This is a genomic window from Bradyrhizobium sp. BR 1433, from assembly GCF_051547665.1.
Lineage (GTDB): Bacteria > Pseudomonadota > Alphaproteobacteria > Rhizobiales > Xanthobacteraceae > Bradyrhizobium > Bradyrhizobium australafricanum.
Genome location: NZ_JBPUGG010000001.1, coordinates 8,397,245 through 8,413,771, shown reverse-complemented (window position 1 = coordinate 8,413,771; position 16,527 = coordinate 8,397,245). Strand labels below are relative to the sequence as shown.

14 protein-coding genes and 1 pseudogene are annotated in these 16,527 nt (G+C 65.5%); 12 read left to right on the top strand and 3 right to left on the bottom strand.

Translation table 11 applies throughout. The features are described from left to right. Window positions 1–129: 129 nt before the first annotated feature. The 12 genes from ACSKB9_RS40265 to ACSKB9_RS40210 all read left to right on the top strand — a co-directional run bounded on the left by ACSKB9_RS40265 (window position 130) and on the right by ACSKB9_RS40210 (window position 12,696). Window positions 130–2,157, top strand: a complete 2,028-nt coding sequence (locus tag ACSKB9_RS40265) for a hydantoinase/oxoprolinase family protein (RefSeq protein ID WP_438079812.1) — start codon at window positions 130–132, stop codon at window positions 2,155–2,157. Window positions 2,158–2,160: 3 nt separating this feature from the next. Beyond that, window positions 2,161–4,122: a hydantoinase B/oxoprolinase family protein gene (locus ACSKB9_RS40260; RefSeq protein WP_438079811.1), complete on the top strand. Its 1,962-nt coding sequence runs from the start codon at window positions 2,161–2,163 to the stop codon at window positions 4,120–4,122. A 103-nt stretch (window positions 4,123–4,225) separates the two neighbouring features. Then, window positions 4,226–5,020 (top strand): substrate-binding domain-containing protein, encoded by a 795-nt coding sequence (locus ACSKB9_RS40255; RefSeq protein ID WP_438079810.1) that lies wholly within the window; start codon window positions 4,226–4,228, stop codon window positions 5,018–5,020. After that, window positions 4,986–5,327, top strand: a complete 342-nt coding sequence (locus ACSKB9_RS40250; protein ID WP_438079809.1) for a hypothetical protein — start codon at window positions 4,986–4,988, stop codon at window positions 5,325–5,327. The genes ACSKB9_RS40255 and ACSKB9_RS40250 overlap by 35 nt, the downstream gene beginning before the upstream one ends. A 71-nt stretch (window positions 5,328–5,398) precedes the next feature. Next, a complete protein-coding gene (locus ACSKB9_RS40245) occupies window positions 5,399–6,487 on the top strand; it encodes a sugar ABC transporter ATP-binding protein (protein ID WP_438079808.1) in 1,089 nt (362 codons plus the stop codon). After that, window positions 6,484–6,669 carry a hypothetical protein gene (locus tag ACSKB9_RS40240; protein ID WP_438079807.1) on the top strand — a complete coding sequence of 62 codons (186 nt, stop codon included), beginning with the start codon at window positions 6,484–6,486 and terminating at the stop codon, window positions 6,667–6,669. Before ACSKB9_RS40245 ends, ACSKB9_RS40240 begins: the two co-directional genes overlap by 4 nt. Beyond that, the gene (locus tag ACSKB9_RS40235) at window positions 6,644–6,937 is read left to right on the top strand and encodes a hypothetical protein (RefSeq protein ID WP_438079806.1); all 294 of its coding nucleotides are present in this window, start codon (window positions 6,644–6,646) and stop codon (window positions 6,935–6,937) included. Before ACSKB9_RS40240 ends, ACSKB9_RS40235 begins: the two co-directional genes overlap by 26 nt. Continuing rightward, on the top strand, window positions 6,934–7,821 hold the full coding sequence (locus tag ACSKB9_RS40230; protein WP_438079805.1) for an ABC transporter permease: 888 nt from the start codon (window positions 6,934–6,936) through the stop codon (window positions 7,819–7,821). The genes ACSKB9_RS40235 and ACSKB9_RS40230 overlap by 4 nt, the downstream gene beginning before the upstream one ends. A 120-nt stretch (window positions 7,822–7,941) precedes the next feature. Then, window positions 7,942–8,955, top strand: coding sequence for an ABC transporter permease (locus ACSKB9_RS40225; RefSeq protein ID WP_438079804.1), 1,014 nt, complete (start codon window positions 7,942–7,944; stop codon window positions 8,953–8,955). Beyond that, window positions 8,952–9,845 (top strand): FAD binding domain-containing protein, encoded by an 894-nt coding sequence (locus ACSKB9_RS40220; RefSeq protein ID WP_438079803.1) that lies wholly within the window; start codon window positions 8,952–8,954, stop codon window positions 9,843–9,845. Before ACSKB9_RS40225 ends, ACSKB9_RS40220 begins: the two co-directional genes overlap by 4 nt. After that, window positions 9,835–10,320, top strand: coding sequence for a (2Fe-2S)-binding protein (locus tag ACSKB9_RS40215; RefSeq protein ID WP_438079802.1), 486 nt, complete (start codon window positions 9,835–9,837; stop codon window positions 10,318–10,320). The genes ACSKB9_RS40220 and ACSKB9_RS40215 overlap by 11 nt, the downstream gene beginning before the upstream one ends. 15 nt (window positions 10,321–10,335) lie before the next feature. Further along, entirely contained in the window at window positions 10,336–12,696 is a 2,361-nt protein-coding gene (locus ACSKB9_RS40210) for a xanthine dehydrogenase family protein molybdopterin-binding subunit (protein ID WP_438079801.1), read from the top strand. A 142-nt stretch (window positions 12,697–12,838) separates the two neighbouring features. Here ACSKB9_RS40210 and ACSKB9_RS40205 read toward each other — a convergent pair whose 3' ends face one another. The 3 genes and pseudogenes from ACSKB9_RS40205 to gcl all read right to left on the bottom strand — a co-directional run bounded on the left by ACSKB9_RS40205 (window position 12,839) and on the right by gcl (window position 16,462). Beyond that, window positions 12,839–13,804 (bottom strand): 2-hydroxy-3-oxopropionate reductase, encoded by a 966-nt coding sequence (locus ACSKB9_RS40205; RefSeq protein WP_438079800.1) that lies wholly within the window; start codon window positions 13,802–13,804, stop codon window positions 12,839–12,841. 46 nt (window positions 13,805–13,850) lie between these two features. Further along, window positions 13,851–14,636: a hydroxypyruvate isomerase gene (gene hyi / locus ACSKB9_RS40200; RefSeq protein ID WP_438079799.1), complete on the bottom strand. Its 786-nt coding sequence runs from the start codon at window positions 14,634–14,636 to the stop codon at window positions 13,851–13,853. Window positions 14,637–14,672: 36 nt separating this feature from the next. Further along, window positions 14,673–16,462 (bottom strand): annotated as a pseudogene (gcl, locus tag ACSKB9_RS40195) (glyoxylate carboligase). Window positions 16,463–16,527 lie beyond the last annotated feature (65 nt).

The following is a 16,527-nucleotide window of genomic DNA, read 5'->3' as shown; positions in this document are numbered from 1 at the left end:
GCCGGTCTGGGCATGTAGGGGCACCGGCACGGTTCGCTCTCTCGCACAAATCTTCCTGCGCTCAGCGTCAAGAACGAAGGCCGCCGCTCTGCCTAAGATCGGCGAAACGCTCGTTCGAAAGGAAGAGGCATGGCGCAGAACCTTCGTGTGGCCGTCGATGTCGGTGGCACCTTCACCGACATCTGCATCATGGACGAGACGACGGGTCTCGTGCGCATCGAGAAGACCTCTTCCACGCGCGATCCGATCGAAGGGATCATGGGCGGCGTATCCAAGGCCGGCATCGACCTGTCCAAGGTGGCGCTGTTCTCGCACGGTACCACGATCGCCACCAACGCGCTGATCACCCGCCGACTGCCGCGCACCGCGGTGGTCACGACCAAGGGGTTCCGCGACGTCATCGAGATCCGGCGCGCCAACAAGGAAGACCTCTGGGACACCTACAAGGACGTGGTCCGGCCCTATGTGCCACGGCGCGATCGCCTCACCGTGCCCGAACGGGTCGATGCTGCCGGTACGGTGATCGAACCGCTCGACGTCGAAGCTGCGCGCAGCGTCGCACGCATCCTCAAGCGTCGCGGCGTCGCCGCTGTCGCGGTGTGCTTCATGAACGCCTATCTCAACGGCGCCAATGAGCGCGCCATGCGCGATATTCTGCTCGCGGAGATGCCCGACATTCCGGTTTCGATCTCCTCGCAGGTGCTTCCGGAAATCTTCGAGCACGAGCGGTTCTCGACGACCGTCGCCAATGCCGTGGTGAGCCCGGTCGTCGTCAACTACACGAGCCGGCTCGGCGAACGCCTCTCCGACGAGGGCTACACCCGCGATCTTCTGCTGCTGCACACCGGCGGCGGCGTGATGACGCCGGCGAGCGTGAAGGATTTTGCGGCGCGCCTTGCCGGCTCCGGCATCGCCGCCGGCGCCATCGCCAGCCGCCATATCGCCGGTCTTTGCGGTTTCCCCAATTCGATCGGCCTCGACATGGGCGGCACATCGACCGACGTGTCGCTGGCCTATGAGGGCCAGTCGCGGATCACCAAGGACTGGCACATCGAGTTCGGCTATCCGATCCGCTTCGCATCGATCGAGGTGCTCACCATCGGTGCCGGCGGCGGCTCGCTGGCCTGGACCGATCCGGCTGGCTCGCTGCGCAACGGCCCGCAATCGGCCGGCGCCTATCCGGGACCGGCCTGCTACGGCAACGGCAATACGCAGCCGACCAACACCGATGCCAATGTGACGCTCGGCCGGCTTGGCACCGATCTCGCCGGCGGCAAGGTCAAGCTCGATCCCGAGTTGGCGCGGCAAGCGGTCGAGGGCGGCGTCGCCAAGCCGTTCGGCCTCGGCCTGCATGAAGCCGCAGACGCAATCGTCAAGGTCGCCAATGCCAACATGTCGGATGCGGTGCGCCTGATCTCGATCAGCCGCGGCTACGATCCGCGCGACTTTGCGCTGGTGGCGTTCGGCGGCGCCGGTGCCCTGCATGGGGTCGACGTCGCACGTGAGCTGGCGATTCCCGTCGTGATCGTTCCGCTCAATCCCGGCGTGACCTCAGCGCTCGGTTGCCTGCTCGTCGACATGCAGCACGATTTTTCGCAGAGCTGCATGGTCGACGCCGCCGAGGCCGACGCCACCGAGATCGAGGCACAGTTCGCCGAGCTCGAGAAGGCTGCGCTCGCACGGTTGATCCATGAGGGCGTCGCGCAGCAGGACATCGTGCTGCAGCGCTCGATCGACATGATGTATCGCGGCCAGTGGCGTTCGCTTGCCGTCAACGCGCCGCGGCCGATCGGCGCGATCGCCGATCTGGTGCAGAGCTTCCATGCCGAGCATCAGCGCGAATACAATTTCCGCCGCGACAGCGCACCGGTCAGCTTCTTCCGTCTCAATCTGAAGGCAGTGGGCGTGGTCCCCAAGGCCGAGTTTGCCGTCCACGAGCCGACCGGCGCTAGCCCCGAGCCGGTCAGCCGCCGCAGGGTCTGGTTCGAGGGCAGCGGGCTCGATACACCCGTCTATCGGCGCGACGACCTGCCCTGCGGCTTCTCCTTCCAAGGCCCCGCGATCATCGAGCAGGTCGATGCCACCACTGTCGTGCCGCCCGGCGCCGCCGCCGAGGTCGACAAATATCTCAACATCATCATCCGCGTGAAGGAGTGAACCATGGCCGGAGCTCTCCCGCTCGACCCCGTGACCTTCGAGGTTCTGAAGAACTCCTTCATCACCAGCGTCGACCAGATGGGCGAGCAGGTCTTGAGGACCTGCTACTCCTTCGTCATCTACAATCGCGACTTCTCGAGTGCGCTGCACGACGCCAACGGCGAATGCGCGGCACAGGGTAACCAGGACATCGCCGTCCACGTCGGCACGCTGCATTTCACCTGCAAGGATGTCATGCGCCATTTCGAAGGCGACATGCATGAGGGCGACGTTTTCGCCATCAACGATCCCTATGCCGGCGGCACGCACTTCTCCGACGTCCGCCTGATCCGCCCGATCTTCGCCGACGGCAAGATCATTGCCTTCAGCCAATCCAACGGACACTGGTCGGACGTCGGCGGCAGCGTGCCGGGATCGTTCGACGTCGCCGCCCGCGAGATGTTCCGCGAGGGTCTGCGTATCACGCCGGTCCGCCTGTTCGACAAAAACGGCCTGCGCAAGGACGTCGCGCATCTGATCGCCTCCAACACGCGCGACCCGGCCTCGATCATCGGCGACATCCAGGCACAGGCCGAAGCCACCGCCGTCTGCGAACGCGAGATCCTGCGCCTGGTCGGCAAATATGGCCGTGATACCGTCGAGACCGGGCTAGCCGCCGTCCAGGACTATGTGGAGCGTTCGGCACGCCAGCGTATTGCGGCGCTCCCCGACGGCGAATGGGAAACCGTCGACTTCATCGACCGCGATCCGGCCGGCGGCGAAGGCATGATCCCGATCCGCATCAAGATGACGATCAAGGGCGATCGCGCGATCTACGACTTCACCGGCAGCCATCCAACCATCGGCTCGATCTACAATTCGGCGTTCGGTGCAACCTTCTCTGCCGTTGCCGCCGGCATGAAAACTTTCTTCCCCGACCTGCCGCTCAATTCCGGTTTCTACCGCTGCTTCGAGATCATCGCCCCCGAAGGATCGATCGTCGATGCCAAATGGCCGATCGCGGTCACCGGCTTTCTGATGCCGTTCGAGAAGATCATGAACTCGATCTACGAAATGTGGTCGAAGCTGATGCCGGAGCGCGCGCTCGCTTGCGCGTTCAATCTCGAATATCTGCTCACCGGCGGGCTCGATGCCCGCAGCTCCGACAAGCCGATCTTCATGTTCTATGACTGGCTGCCCGGAGGCTGGGGCGGGCGCAACGGCAAGGATGGCAGCAATGTCACGACCGCCTGCTTCGGCACCGGCCTGATGTCGCAGCCGGTCGAAGGCCAGGAGCGCGCCAACCCGATCCTGACCACGGAATGCGAGATCCTCAAGGACTCTCCCGGCCCCGGCAAGTGGCGCGGCGGCGCCGGCGTGGTGAAGACGTCGCGGATGCTTCAGGCCGAGAAGACCGTGATCTCCTATATCTGCGACCGCGAGCGTGCGATCGTGTGGGGCATTGAGGGCGGCCTGCCGTCGATGCCGCACGGCCTGACCCTGAAGCGCGCCGGCAGCACGGCCGAGGAGCGGCTCGGCTCGATCTTCTCGGACGTCCCGATCGGCGAAGGCGACACTTTCTCGCGTCCGACCGCCGGCGGCGGCGGCTTCGGCGATCCGCTGGAGCGCGATCCGAACCTCGTGATCGAGGATATCAAGGACGACTATGTCTCGGTCGAGCGTGCCGCCAAGGACTATGGCGTCGTGGTGCACACCATCGACGCCGAGCTCTGCAACTACGAGGTCGACAAGGTCGCGACCGAGGCGCTCCGTGCGAAGATCCGCTCCGAGCGCGTCGCCGATGTCCGGCTCGATCCGGAGCTGGTGGCGCAACGCTATCGCAGCGGGGCAATCGACGCGCTCGACGCGATCCGCAAGCACGCGGTGATCCTCGATTGGGGCACCGGTGCCTTGCTTCCCGAATCCACGCGCCAGTTCCGCGAGGTGTTTGAGCGGCGCTCGGTCGCAACGTGGAAAGCAGGCTGAATGCCATCGCCGGCCGCGACGCCGGCAAGCCGCACAGAGCGTTCACGAAAAACTGGATCCGACACCGCCCCTCCACTTTCATTCGAGCCATGAGGATTGTGCTATGACGAGTACGACGTGCCTTTCCCCCAATTCAGTTTGGCCAATCCGCCCCGCACTCGGCCTTGCCGCAGGCCTTGCCCTTGCCGCTGTGGTCGCGCCGGCTGCGGCCGAGACGCCGTGGTTTCCGATGAAGGTCTACGACGCGTCGTCCGGCACACCGAAGCCGGCCGAGTACACGCCGCTGCCGAAGGCCGAGAAGCCCTACAGGCTCTGCGTGCTGTTTCCGCACATGAAGGACAGTTTCTGGGTCGCCGTCGCCTATGGCATCGTCAAACAGGCCGAGGCGATGAACGTCAACATGAACCTCTACGAGGCCGGAGGTTACGAGAACCTGCCGAAACAGCTGTCGCAATTCGATGACTGCATGGCGAGCGGGCCGGACGCTATCATCGTCGGCGCCATCTCCGGCGCAGGCCTCAGCAAGAAGTTCGAGGAAGCCAAGGCCAAGGGCGTGCCGGTCGTCGGCGTCACCAACCCGCTTCCGCCGAACGCGCTGCCCGCGGCCAACTACGTCGACTTCGTCGCCATGGGCGAAGTCACCGGCGCCGGCCTGCTGGCGCAATCCAAGCCCGGCGACAAGCTCAACATCGTGACGTTCCCCGGTCCGGCCGGCTCTGGCTGGGCGGAGTCGTTCAACGAAGGCTTCAAGAAGGCCATTGCCAAGAACCCGAACGCCAAGATTTCTGGCCGAGAAATTCGGCGACTCCGGCGTCGCCGTGCAGCTTCAGCTCATTCAGGACGCCTTGCAGGCCTATCCCGGCATGAACGTGATCTGGGGCACCGCTCCCACCGCTGAAGCCGCCATCGGCGCCGTTGCCGAGGCCGGCCGAAGCGACCTGAAGATCGTATCGTCTTACGAAAACCAGGCCATGCTTGACGCGCTCAACCGCGCCGACATCCTCGCCTTCGCAACCCAGTATCCGGTCGGAGAAGGCGCCGTCGCGATCGATCAGGCGGTGCGTCTCATCGAGAAGAAACCGGTCATGAGCCTTGTCCAGCCGATCGCCGCTGTCATCGACAAGACCACCGTACCGAAATTGCAGATGGACCTCGTGCTGGCGCCGGCGAGCTGGACACCGGTCTATTCGGTCAAGGCCAAGTAAGCCGCTCGCGAATGGCGCCGGGTGGGAGCACCTGCTCCCGCCCGTCTTGCTCACGGCCAACGGAGACGCGGATGGATGTCGAGATCGACCCGAAGCCTGCCGAGCCTCTGCTTCGATTGCGGGGGATATCAAAGCGCTTCACCGGCGTTCGCGCGCTCGACCGGGTCGACCTCGACGTTCGTGCCGGCGAGCTTCATGTCCTGTTCGGCGAGAACGGTGCCGGCAAGTCGACCCTTATCAATGTCGTCTCGGGAACGTTTCCGCCGGACGAAGGCACGTTCCATTTTGGCGACGAGGAGATCCATCATCTCACGCCGCAGCGGGCCCGTACGATCGGCATCAGCCCGGTCTTTCAGGAGTTCTCGCTGATCCCGAGCCTCACGGTGGAAGAGAACCTGTTCCTTGGCCGCGAGGTCACGCATGGCGGCGTGCTGCGTTCGCGCGAGATGCGCAAGCGCGCCAGGGCGCTGATCGACGAGCTCGGCTTCGATCTCGATCCGGCGCAGCGGATCGACGACCTTTCCCGCGCGCACCAGCAGATGGCCGAAATCGCCAAGGCCCTGCTCGGCCGCGTCCGCCTTTTGATCCTTGACGAGCCGACTGCCTCGTTGACCGAGCGCGAGACCGGACGGCTGTTCGAGCTGATCGCGCGCCTGAAGAGCCAGAATGTCGGGCTGATCTATGTCTCGCATCGCATGCGCGAAATCCGCGCCCTTGCCGACCGTGTGACGGTGCTGCGCGACGGCCGCCACATCCAGACCCTCGACGCCGCCGGCTCGACCGACGGCGAGCTGGTGGAGCTGATGACCGGCCGCAGGATCGACCTGCTGTTCCCGGCCATCGCCCACCGGCCTGACAAGGTGATGGTCGACATCGAAAACCTGACGCTCGCGGACGGCAGCGTTCAGGAGGTGAATTTCCATGCCCGCGCCGGCGAGATCACCGGCATCGCCGGTCTCGTCGGCTGCGGCAAATCGGAGCTGATCCGCGCGGTCTACGGCATCGAGCCCGCGGCATCAGGCGTGATCCGGATCGACGGTCTGCCTTACGAATTCCCGACCCCGAGGCAAAGCCTCAAGCGCGGCATCGCCTATTTCCTGCCAATCGGGTTGCTGAAGGGCTCGCGCTGTCCCGTCCGATCCGCGAGAACGCATCGATGACGGTGCTCGACCTGCCCGCGTTCGCGCGCTTCGGCGTGCTGCGGCAGGCCGCCGAACGCACCACGATCGCGGACATCATGGAGCGGTTGCAGCTGAGGCCGCCGAACATCGAACGGAGCGTCGGCGCGCTGTCAGGCGGCAACCGTCGAAAAAGTGATGCTGGCACGCGCGCTCACGCGTGAACTGACCGTGTTCCTGTTCGACGAGCCGAGCGTCGGGATCGACGTCGGCGCCAAGCTCGAGGTCTACCAGTTCATGAAGCGCCTGGTCGAGGCCGGCGCCGCCGTGATCGTGGTGTCGTCGGAATTGCCGGAGGTTCTGGCGCTGTCGAACCGGCTCTACGTCATGCATCACGGCCGCATCGCCGCCGAGCTGAAGGAGGCCGAGAAGACCGAGCACAACGTGCTGTCGAGCTTCTTCCGCGATCATCTCGCCGCGGAGGTCGCGTGAACACCGCGCTGGCCACCGCGAACCCGCAAGGCGAGATCGGCCTGCGATCGATCGCAGGCCGTGTCGGGTTCCTGCCGGCCCTGCTGGTCTTGCTCGTCGCCGGCATGTCGGCGATCGATCCGCAGTTCTACGGCATCATCAACATCCTCAACATCCTGCGCAACGCCTCGCTGCTCGCGATCGTCGCCTGCGGTCAGGCGCTGGTCATCATCGCTGGCGGCTTCGATCTTTCGGTCGGCGCCGTCGTGGCGCTTGCGAGCGTCGTCACCGCCAAGACCATGGCCGCCGCAGCCACCGCGTTTCCCGGCAACAACGCCCTCATCATTGCCAGCGGGATGGCGGCCGGACTCGGTTCCGGGGCCGTGGTCGGGCTCGTCAACGGCTTCTGCGTGGCGAAGCTCAAGGTATCCGGCTTCGTGGTGACCCTGGGCACGATGTCGGCGACTGCGGGCGTCGGCCTGATGATCACCAACGGAATCCCGGTTTACGGCATGCCCGATATCTTCGTGAAGGGCTTTGGGCGCGCCCAGGCGCTCGGCCTGCCGACCGCCGTCCACGTCGCGCTGGTCATCATCATCGTGATGGTGTTTGCGCAGCGGCGCACGCTGTTCGGCCGTTACGTCTACGCGATCGGCGGCAATGTCGATGCGGCCATCGTTTCGGGCGTATCGATCCAGCGCCACGTCGTCGGCACCTACGTTGTCTCGAGCATGCTCGCGGCATTGACGGGCATCCTGCTGACCGCGCAGGTCGGCTCCGGCCAGGCCAGCTTCGGCGGCGACCGGATGATGCTGCAATCGATCGCAGCCGCCGTGATCGGCGGCGTGAGCTGCGCGGCGGCGTCGGGCGCATCGAAATCGTCGCCATCAGCGCCCTGTTCCTGACCATCCTGGGCAATGCGCTCAACCTCCTGCACGTCGACTCCCGGCTGCAGCCGGTCTTTCTCGGCGTCATCATGGTCGCGGCCGTGGCGCTGGACGAACTCAGCCGACGGAGCAAGGCTCGTGTCTGACCTCGAATTGTCCGTCGCCGCCAAGAACGCGGGTCGCCCGAGATTGGCGCCGGGTCGCTGGCTCTGGAGCGCAGTGCTGCCGGTCGCATTGGTGGCCCTGTTGCTCGGCTTCGCCACGGTCGACCGCGGCGTGTTGTCGCCGGCCAACCTGCTCAACATCGCGCAACAGAGCAGCTATCTGGCCCTGTTCGCGATGGCCCAGACCGTGGTGATCCTGACGCGCGGCTTCGACCTCGCACTCGGCCCGACCGTATCGATGGTGAGCGTCGGCACCGCGCTGGCGATGGCCGGCGCGACGGCGTCGGGCCATGGTACAGGCGCCGTGCTGCTCGCCGGGCTCGCTGCCGGCTTCGTGCTCGGCACCGCGTGCGGGCTCTTCAACGGCGTGGTTATTGCGCTGCTCGGGGTCAACCCCTTTGTCGCAACGCTCGGCAGCTACAATATCGCGATCGGGATTGCGACCACGCTATCGTCCGGACGGCCCGTGCAAGGCGTGCCGGCGCCGTTCTCGCAGATCTTCTACGGCGGCAGCGTCTTCGGAATTCCGGCGGCCATCGCGATCACGGTCGGGGTCGGCGCCGTGCTCCATTGGACCCTGACGCGGACCGTGTTCGGCCGTTCGCTTTACCTCATCGGCACCAACCCGCGCGCAGCGGCGGTCGCCGGCCTGCCGGTCAAGCGCACCCTGATCGCGACCTATGTGCTGTGCTCCGGGCTTGCGGCGCTCGGCGCGATCATGATGACGGCGCGGACCGGATCGGGCGAGCCGAACCTCGGCGGAGCGCTTTCACTGCAGGCGATTGCCGGCGCCGTGGTCGGCGGAACAAGCCTGGCAGGCGGGCGCGGTGGGGTCGGCACCGCGGTGCTCGGCGCCCTGTTCATCACCATTCTGTCCAACGGCATGAACCTCACCCGGATCGACGGGTACGTCCAGATGGTCGTGCTCGGCGCGATCGTCATCGTCGGCGTTCTGCTCGATCGCCTGCGACTGGAGCGGCGCCGATGACGACGGGTTCTCCCATGCAGAGCGTCGCGGGCGAGACGCACGATGCACCTGCCTCGATCTACGTTGCGCCCTCGCTCGCTTCCGCACTCGACGCACTGAGCGAATTCGGCACGGCCGGCGCTGCCTTTGCCGGCGGCACGTGGATCATGCGGTCACCGATCCGCCATGAGCGGTTGAAGCCACATTATGTCGCGATCGGCAAGATCGCCGAGCTGACCACGGTTCGTATCGACAGCGATGCAATCGAGATCGGCGCGGCGGTTACGCACGCGGCACTCGCGGCCGCCCTGGCCGATCTTGCGGAATTCGCGGTCCTGGTCGACGCCGCCGGCCGCTCCGCCAATCCTGCGATCCGCGCGATGGCAACGATCGGCGGCAACCTTGCGACGTCGGAATTCGCCGCAGCGGATTGCGTGCCGGCGCTGCTCTGCCTCGATGCCCAGGTTGAAATGTCGGCCCGCGACGGCCGCGAGCGCATCGGCCTGGCGCATTTCCTGAAGATCCGATCGTCCCTTGCCCCCGGTCATCTGGTGACGCGGATCATCTTGCCGCGGGCGGCGCGCAGAAGCGCCCATGCCCGCCTGCCGCTGCGCAAATCGGGTGACTACCCGGTCGCCATCGTCAGCCTGTCGGTCAGCATCGATGCAGCGGGCCGTGTCCAGGCGGCGCGCGTCGCGGTCGGTTCAGTCGAGCCGGTGGCGCGCCGCTGGGAGCGGCTCGAGGCAGCACTGATCGGACGCCCGCTCGATACGGCGGAGGCAGCGCAGACTGCGACCGCGTTGGCGGACGAGTTCGTCGGCCGCGACAACGTTGATGCCCCGGCCTGGTATCGGGTCAGCGTGCTACCCGGTCTCGTCCGCCGCGCTGCGATCGCAGCGCTTGGCTCCTGAACCGGTGGGGATCGACATGGGATTCAACTTGACCGTGAACGGCGATCGCCTCACTTCCGTGGCCGATCCCGCCACGCCGCTGATCGACATTCTGCGCGAGGAGATGCATCTGACCGGCGCCAAACCGGTCTGTCGCGAGGGCTTTTGCGGTGCCTGCATGGTGCTGGTCGACGGCGAGCCGACGCCATCGTGCCTGCTGCCCGCCGCGCTGGCCGATGGCCGCGAGATTCGCACCGTCGAAGGCCTTGCGCCTCACGGCGAACTGAACCGCATCCAGGCGGCTCTCGAGGCCAGTGATGCCGTCCAATGCGGCATGTGCTTTCCCGGCATGGTGGTGAGCCTGACGCATCTCTTGACGACCCGGCCCGACGCCACCCGTGACGATATCCGGGCCGCACTCACCGGGAACATCTGCCGCTGCACGGGATACGAACGCATCGTCGAGGCGACGCTGCTCGCCTTGGCCACGGCATAATCGGGAGGCGCAAGCATGTCCGACGTTTCCGCGACGATGGATCTGCGCCGGCGGGACGCCGCCGACAAGCTGCGTGGCCGCACGCGCTACACCATCGATCGATATCTGCCGGGCATGCTGCACGCCGCGGTGCTGCGCGCCGGCGTGCCCTCGGGGCGGATCATTCGTCTCGACACGTCGAGGGCTGCCCGCATGCCGGGGGTGCGTGCGATCGTGACGGCAGCGGACGCGCCTGGCATGATCGGCATCGGCATCGCCGATCACCCGCTGTTCGCCCGCGATGTCATTCGCTACGACGGCGAGCCGCTTGCTGCGGTCGCAGCCGTTACATTGGCGCAGGCGCAGGCAGCGCTCGCGGCGATCGACGTGGAGATCGAGCAACTCCCCGCAGTATTGACCATGGCGGAGGCGCTGGCACCAGATGCGCGGCTGGTTCATCCGGACTGGCGCAGCTATGAGGTCCTGGTCGAAGGCGGCGCGCGTGCGGGCAATGTCGCCTGGGAGGCGACCGTCGTTCGCGGCGACGTCGACGCTGCCTTTGCGCGGCCTGACGTCGAGATCATCGAAAGTCTCTATCGCGTCGGCCGGCAGAACCACGTGGCCTTCGAACCGCGTGCGGTCGTCGCAAGCTACGAGGACGGCCGCTTCCATATCGAGACGTCGACGCAGGTTCCCTGGAGCGTCCGCAATGCAACCGCGCGCGTGTTGGGCGTGCCGGCGTCGCAGGTGCGCGTCACTGTGCCGCCGGTCGGCGGCGGCTTCGGTCTCAAATTCGATCTGGCGGTTGAGCCCTTCGCCGCCCTCCTCGCCCGCGCCAGCGGCCGGCCGGTTCGCCTCGTCAATTCCCGCGAGGACGAGATGCTGACCTGCCTGTTCCGCGAGAACGCCGATATTCGCATCCGCTCGGCGGTGACGCGCGACGGAGAAATCGTGGGCCGCGAGGCGGTCGTGCTGATGGACTGCGGCGCCTATGGCGGCGAACAGATCTTCCTGACCACCATGACCGCACACACGCTCGGCGGAAACTACAGGCTTGGCAGCGTGCGCATGGTCTCGCGCGCGGTCTATACCAACACGGCGCCGAACGGCGCGTTCCGCTGCTGCAATGGCGTCTACAACACCTTCGCGCTCGAGCGGCACACCGACGAGATCGCAGCGCGGATCGGAATGAATCCGCTTGCTTTCCGGCGCCGCAACGTGCTCGGCGACAAGGATCTCGGCGCCACCGGCCAGGTATTCGAAGGCGATGTGCTCGGCCCGATGCTCGACCGGATGGATACGTTGCGCGACGCGGCAGCGCCGCTGCCGGCGCGCACCGACGGCAAGCTCCTTGGACGCGCGACCACCGTCGGCACCTGGTTCGTCTTCGTCGGCCCATCGGCCGCGACGGTGAACATGAATGCCGACGGCACGGCGACCCTGGTCACGTCGGGTGTCGAGATCGGATCCGGCTCGATGATGCAGAGCCTGCCGCAGATCGTTGCCAGCACGCTCGGCATCGCGCCCGAGCAAGTGATCCTCCGCGCCGCCGATACCGATGCGGCCGGTTATGATGTCGGCGTCGGTGGCGGCCGCACCACCGTCTCGCTCGGCGCCGCCAGCCTGTCGGCGGCACAGGAGGTGCGCACGAAGCTTTTGAGGATCGCCTCCGAGATGATCGAAGCCGCGCCCGGCGATCTCGTCATGCGCGATGGTCGGATCGAGATCGCGGGTGCGCCGGGCTCCGGCCGCACCGTCGCGGAGGTCGCGACCCGCGCTCAAGCGCTGGGCGGACCGGTCGCCGGCACCGGCGCCTTCACCGGCGCCGGCGTGCCGGCGATGCCCGGTTGCGTTGCCGGTCATTTCATCGACGCGATCGACATCCCCGTCTTCGCCGTCCACGATTGCGAGGTCGCTGTCGATCCGGAGACCGGACATGTCGAGGTGCTAAGCTATCGCGTGGTCCAGGACGTCGGCCGTGCGCTGAATCCGCGCGCAATCCACGGCCAGATCCAGGGTGGCGTCGTGCAGGGCCTGGGCTACGCCCTGCACGAGGAGGTGACGATCGGCAGCAATGGCCGTGTCAGTCAAAGCGGCTTCGAGACCTACCGCGTACCGCTTGCGCTCGACGTCGTACCGGTGGAGATCAGCCTCTATGAGGGTGCGGCGTCGGTGGGGCCGCTCGGCACCAAGGGCGCCGGCGAGGTGCCGATCCTCAATGTCGGCGCCACCGTCGCCTGCGCCGTTGCCAACGCGACAGGAAAGCGGGTGCAGGAATTACCCCTAACGCCGCCGCGCGTGCTCGAGCTTCTGCTCGAGCGCAAGCCGGGTCTGGCACTGTCTCACATTGCCGAGGTGTGGGTGGACAACCTTGTTCGTCCTCACCAGTGGCCCTAGGGACATCAGAGAATGCCCAGCAAACAATCCGAACGCTGAGCGACCGACTTGGGCGCCAGGCGCCTGATCCGTGGCAGGTAGGCGCTACCGTCCCCGCACCGACCAGGCCCACGATATTTTCGTCCATTCCCCTCCGCGGCGCTCAGGCAGCCGCGACCTCGTGGCCCGCCATGACCTCCAGCGCTCTCAGAATGCCGGAATGGTCCCAGCTTTTGCCGCCGAGGGCGGTACAGGCGTTGAACAGCTGCTGGGCTGCGGCAGTGCCTGGCAGCGACAAGCCAAGCGCGCGCGCCCCTTCCAGCGCGAGGTTGAGGTCCTTCTGATGCAGCTCAATGCGGAAGCCCGGATCAAAATTGCGCTTCAGCATGCGATCGCCGTGCACTTCGAGGATCCGGGACGACGCGAAGCCGCCCATCAACGCCTGGCGCACCAATGCGGGGTCGGCCCCGGCCTTGGAGGCGAACAGCAACGCCTCGCTCACCGCCTCGATGGTCAGCGCCACGATGATCTGGTTCGCAACCTTGGTGGTCTGGCCGTCGCCGTTGCCGCCGACATGCGTGACATTCTTCCCCATCGTTTCAAACAGGGGCTTCATCGCATTGAACGCCCGCTCCCGCCCGCCAACCATGATGGTCAGGCTGGCCGCCTTTGCGCCAACTTCGCCGCCGGAGACCGGTGCGTCGAGATAGTCGGCCCCGAGCGCATCGATCCAGCGCGCGAACTCCTTCGTTGCCAGCGGAGAGATCGAGCTCATATCCGTCACGATCATGCCTTTGGAGATGCCCTCCGCGACGCCGCCTTGACCGAACAGCACGGCTTCGACGTGCGGAGTGTCCGGTACCATGATGATCACGGCGTCCGCTTCCTGCGCCACCTGCTTGGCGGACTCGCAAGCGATGCCGCCGGCCGCAATCAACTCGGGCGCAACAGGTACGACGTCGTGCAGGAACAGGCGATAGCCGGCAGCCAGGAGGTGGCCGGCCATCGGACGTCCCATGGTGCCAAGTCCGATGAATCCGATGTCTTTCATTGTCGTTGCTCCCTGTCGGCCGGATGAAGGCGTTTTTCCGGCGAGCGACTCTCGGCTCGCGTGAAGAAAACGCGTCAAAAAAATTCCAAAGCTCCGTTCCGATTCAATCGGAACGGAACAAGCTCTAGGTCACGAAAGTCTGCGCAGCGTGCCAGCCGAGGCTCTCGAGCGTGGTCGTCCGCGGCTTGTATTCGCACCCGATCCAGCCCCGATACCCGATGCTGTCGAGATGCTTGAACAGATAGGAGTAGTTGATTTCGCCGGTCCCCGGCTCATAACGCCCCGGATTGTCGGCGAGCTGGACATGCGCGATCCGGCCGAGATGCTTCTGCAGGGTCCGCGCGATATCACCTTCCATGATCTGCATGTGATAGATATCGTACTGGATGAACAGATTGGATGATCCCACTTCGGAAATGAGCTGCACCGCCTGTTCCGTACGGCTCAGGAAGAAGCCGGGAATATCGAGCGTGTTGATCGGTTCGACCAGGAGCTTGATGCCGTGCTGGCCGAGCGCGCCGGCAGCGAAGCGCAGGTTGGACACGAGGACTTCCTGCAGGTCTGCCCTATCCGTATCGGCTGGAGCGATGCCGACCAGGCAGTTCAGCTGCCGGCAATCCAGCGCCTTTGCGTAGTCGATCGCGCGCACCACGCCGTCGCGAAATTCATCGACCCGATTGCGCAGAATCGCAATGCCCCGCTCGCCGGCGGCCCAGTTGCCGGCCGGAAGATTATGCAGCACCTGGGTCAGCCCACAGCGCGCCAATTCCTCGCGCAACGCGCCCTTTTCGAAGTCATAAGGAAAAAGATACTCGACTGCGCTGAAGCCGGCCGCCTTGGCGGCCGCGAACCGATCAAGGAATGGCAGCTCGTTGAAGAGCATGGTGAGGTTGGCGGCAAATTGAGGCACGGGTCGTATCTCCGCTTGAAGCGCTGAAAGATGTGGTCAGGCCGGCAACAGCGTGCCGGATCGTGATGCGCTCGGCACGTCATCGAGCGGAAGATCGAGCACCTCTTCGAACTCGACGATGTTGTCGATCTCCGTCCCCATGGCGATATTGGTGACCCGCTCGAGAATGAACTCCACCACCACGGGCACGCGGTGCTTCGCCATCAGCTCGCGTGCGGTCGCGAATGCTGCCTGCGCGTCGTTCGGATCGGTAACCCGGATCGCCTTGCAGCCCAACCCTTCCGCAACGGCAACATGGTCGACGCCGTAAACGCCGATCTCGGGCGCGTTGATGTTCTCGAACGAAAGCTGGACGTGATAGTCCATGTCGAAGCCGCGTTGGGCCTGCCGGATCAGCCCGAGATACGAATTGTTCACGACGACGTGGATGTAGGGCAGATTGAACTGCGCCCCGACGGCGAGCTCCTCGATCAGGAACTGGAAGTCGTAATCGCCCGACAGCGCGACAATGTCGCGGTCGGGATCGGCGGCACGCACGCCAAGCGCGGCCGGCAAGGTCCAGCCGAGGGGACCGGCCTGCCCGGCGTTGATCCAGTTGCGCGGATTGTAGACATTGAGGAACTGGGCGCCGGCGATCTGCGACAATCCGATTACGGTCACGTAGCAGGTGTCGCGGCCAAAGGCCTTGTTCATTTCCTCGTAGACGCGCTGGGGCTTGATCGGGATGTTTTCGAAGTGGCTCTTGCGCAGCATCGAACGCTTGCGGTCGCGACAGGCGGCGGGCCAGGCCTGCCGATCGCGCAGCCTCCCGGACTTCCGCCACTCCCTGGCGACGCTCACGAACATTTCCAGCGCGGCCTTGGCGTCGGAGACGATACCGAGGTCCGGATTGAAGACCCGCCCGATCTGCGTCGGCTCGATGTCGACATGCACGAATTTGCGGCCCTTCGTGTAGGTCTCGATCGAGCCGGTATGCCGGTTGGCCCAGCGATTTCCGATGCCGAGCACAAAGTCGGATTCGAGCATCGTGGCGTTGGCGTAGCGATGGCTGGTCTGCAAGCCGACCATGCCTGCCATCAGCGCATGATCGTCAGGAATAGCGCCCCAGGCCATCAGCGTCGGAACGACAGGAACGTTGACCGCTTCGGCGAAGGCGACCAGCAGCTCGGATGCATCGGCGTTGATCACGCCGCCTCCGGCCACGATCAGCGGCCGCTCCGCGGCGTTCAGCATCTCGAGCGCCTTCTCGATCTGCTTGCGCGTCGCCGTCGGCTTGTAGACCGGCAGCGGTGAATAGGTCTCGTCGTCGAACTCGATCTCGGCCAGTTGCACATCGAGCGGAAGATCGATCAGCACCGGCCCCGGCCGCCCTGACCGCATGACATGGAAAGCCTGGCTGAACACGCGCGGCACCAGCGCCGGCTCGCGCACGGTGACGGCCCATTTCGTCACTGGTTTTGCGATCGAACTCGATGTCGACGGCCTGGAAATCCTCCTTGTAGAGCCGCGCCCGCGGCGCCTGACCGGTGATGCAGAGGATCGGAATGGAATCAGCGATCGCCGAATAGAGGCCGGTGATCATGTCGGTGCCGGCCGGACCCGATGTGCCGATGCAGACGCCGATATTGCCCGCCTTCGCCCTGGTATAGCCTTCCGCCATATGCGAGGCGCCTTCGACGTGCCGCGCCAGGATACTGCTGGATCGAGCCGTTGCGCTTCAGTGCAGAGTAAAGCGGATTGATCGCTGCGCCGGGAACGCCGAATGCGCACGTGATCCCTTCGCGTTGGAGAATGCGCACTGCTGCATCGACTGCTCGCATCTTCATGTGATGATCCCGCTTCGCTATGAGTTGGCCTGAGCAGGATCATCAGGCCCGCGACCATCGATCTC

Coding starts and splice junctions, on each gene's coding strand:
- ACSKB9_RS40265 (WP_438079812.1), top strand. CDS start 130: ATGGCGCAGAACCTTCGTGTGGCCGTCGATGTCGGTGGCACCTTCACC.
- ACSKB9_RS40260 (WP_438079811.1), top strand. CDS start 2,161: ATGGCCGGAGCTCTCCCGCTCGACCCCGTGACCTTCGAGGTTCTGAAG.
- ACSKB9_RS40255 (WP_438079810.1), top strand. CDS start 4,226: ATGACGAGTACGACGTGCCTTTCCCCCAATTCAGTTTGGCCAATCCGC.
- ACSKB9_RS40250 (WP_438079809.1), top strand. CDS start 4,986: ATGAACGTGATCTGGGGCACCGCTCCCACCGCTGAAGCCGCCATCGGC.
- ACSKB9_RS40245 (WP_438079808.1), top strand. CDS start 5,399: ATGGATGTCGAGATCGACCCGAAGCCTGCCGAGCCTCTGCTTCGATTG.
- ACSKB9_RS40240 (WP_438079807.1), top strand. CDS start 6,484: ATGACGGTGCTCGACCTGCCCGCGTTCGCGCGCTTCGGCGTGCTGCGG.
- ACSKB9_RS40235 (WP_438079806.1), top strand. CDS start 6,644: ATGCTGGCACGCGCGCTCACGCGTGAACTGACCGTGTTCCTGTTCGAC.
- ACSKB9_RS40220 (WP_438079803.1), top strand. CDS start 8,952: ATGACGACGGGTTCTCCCATGCAGAGCGTCGCGGGCGAGACGCACGAT.
- ACSKB9_RS40210 (WP_438079801.1), top strand. CDS start 10,336: ATGTCCGACGTTTCCGCGACGATGGATCTGCGCCGGCGGGACGCCGCC.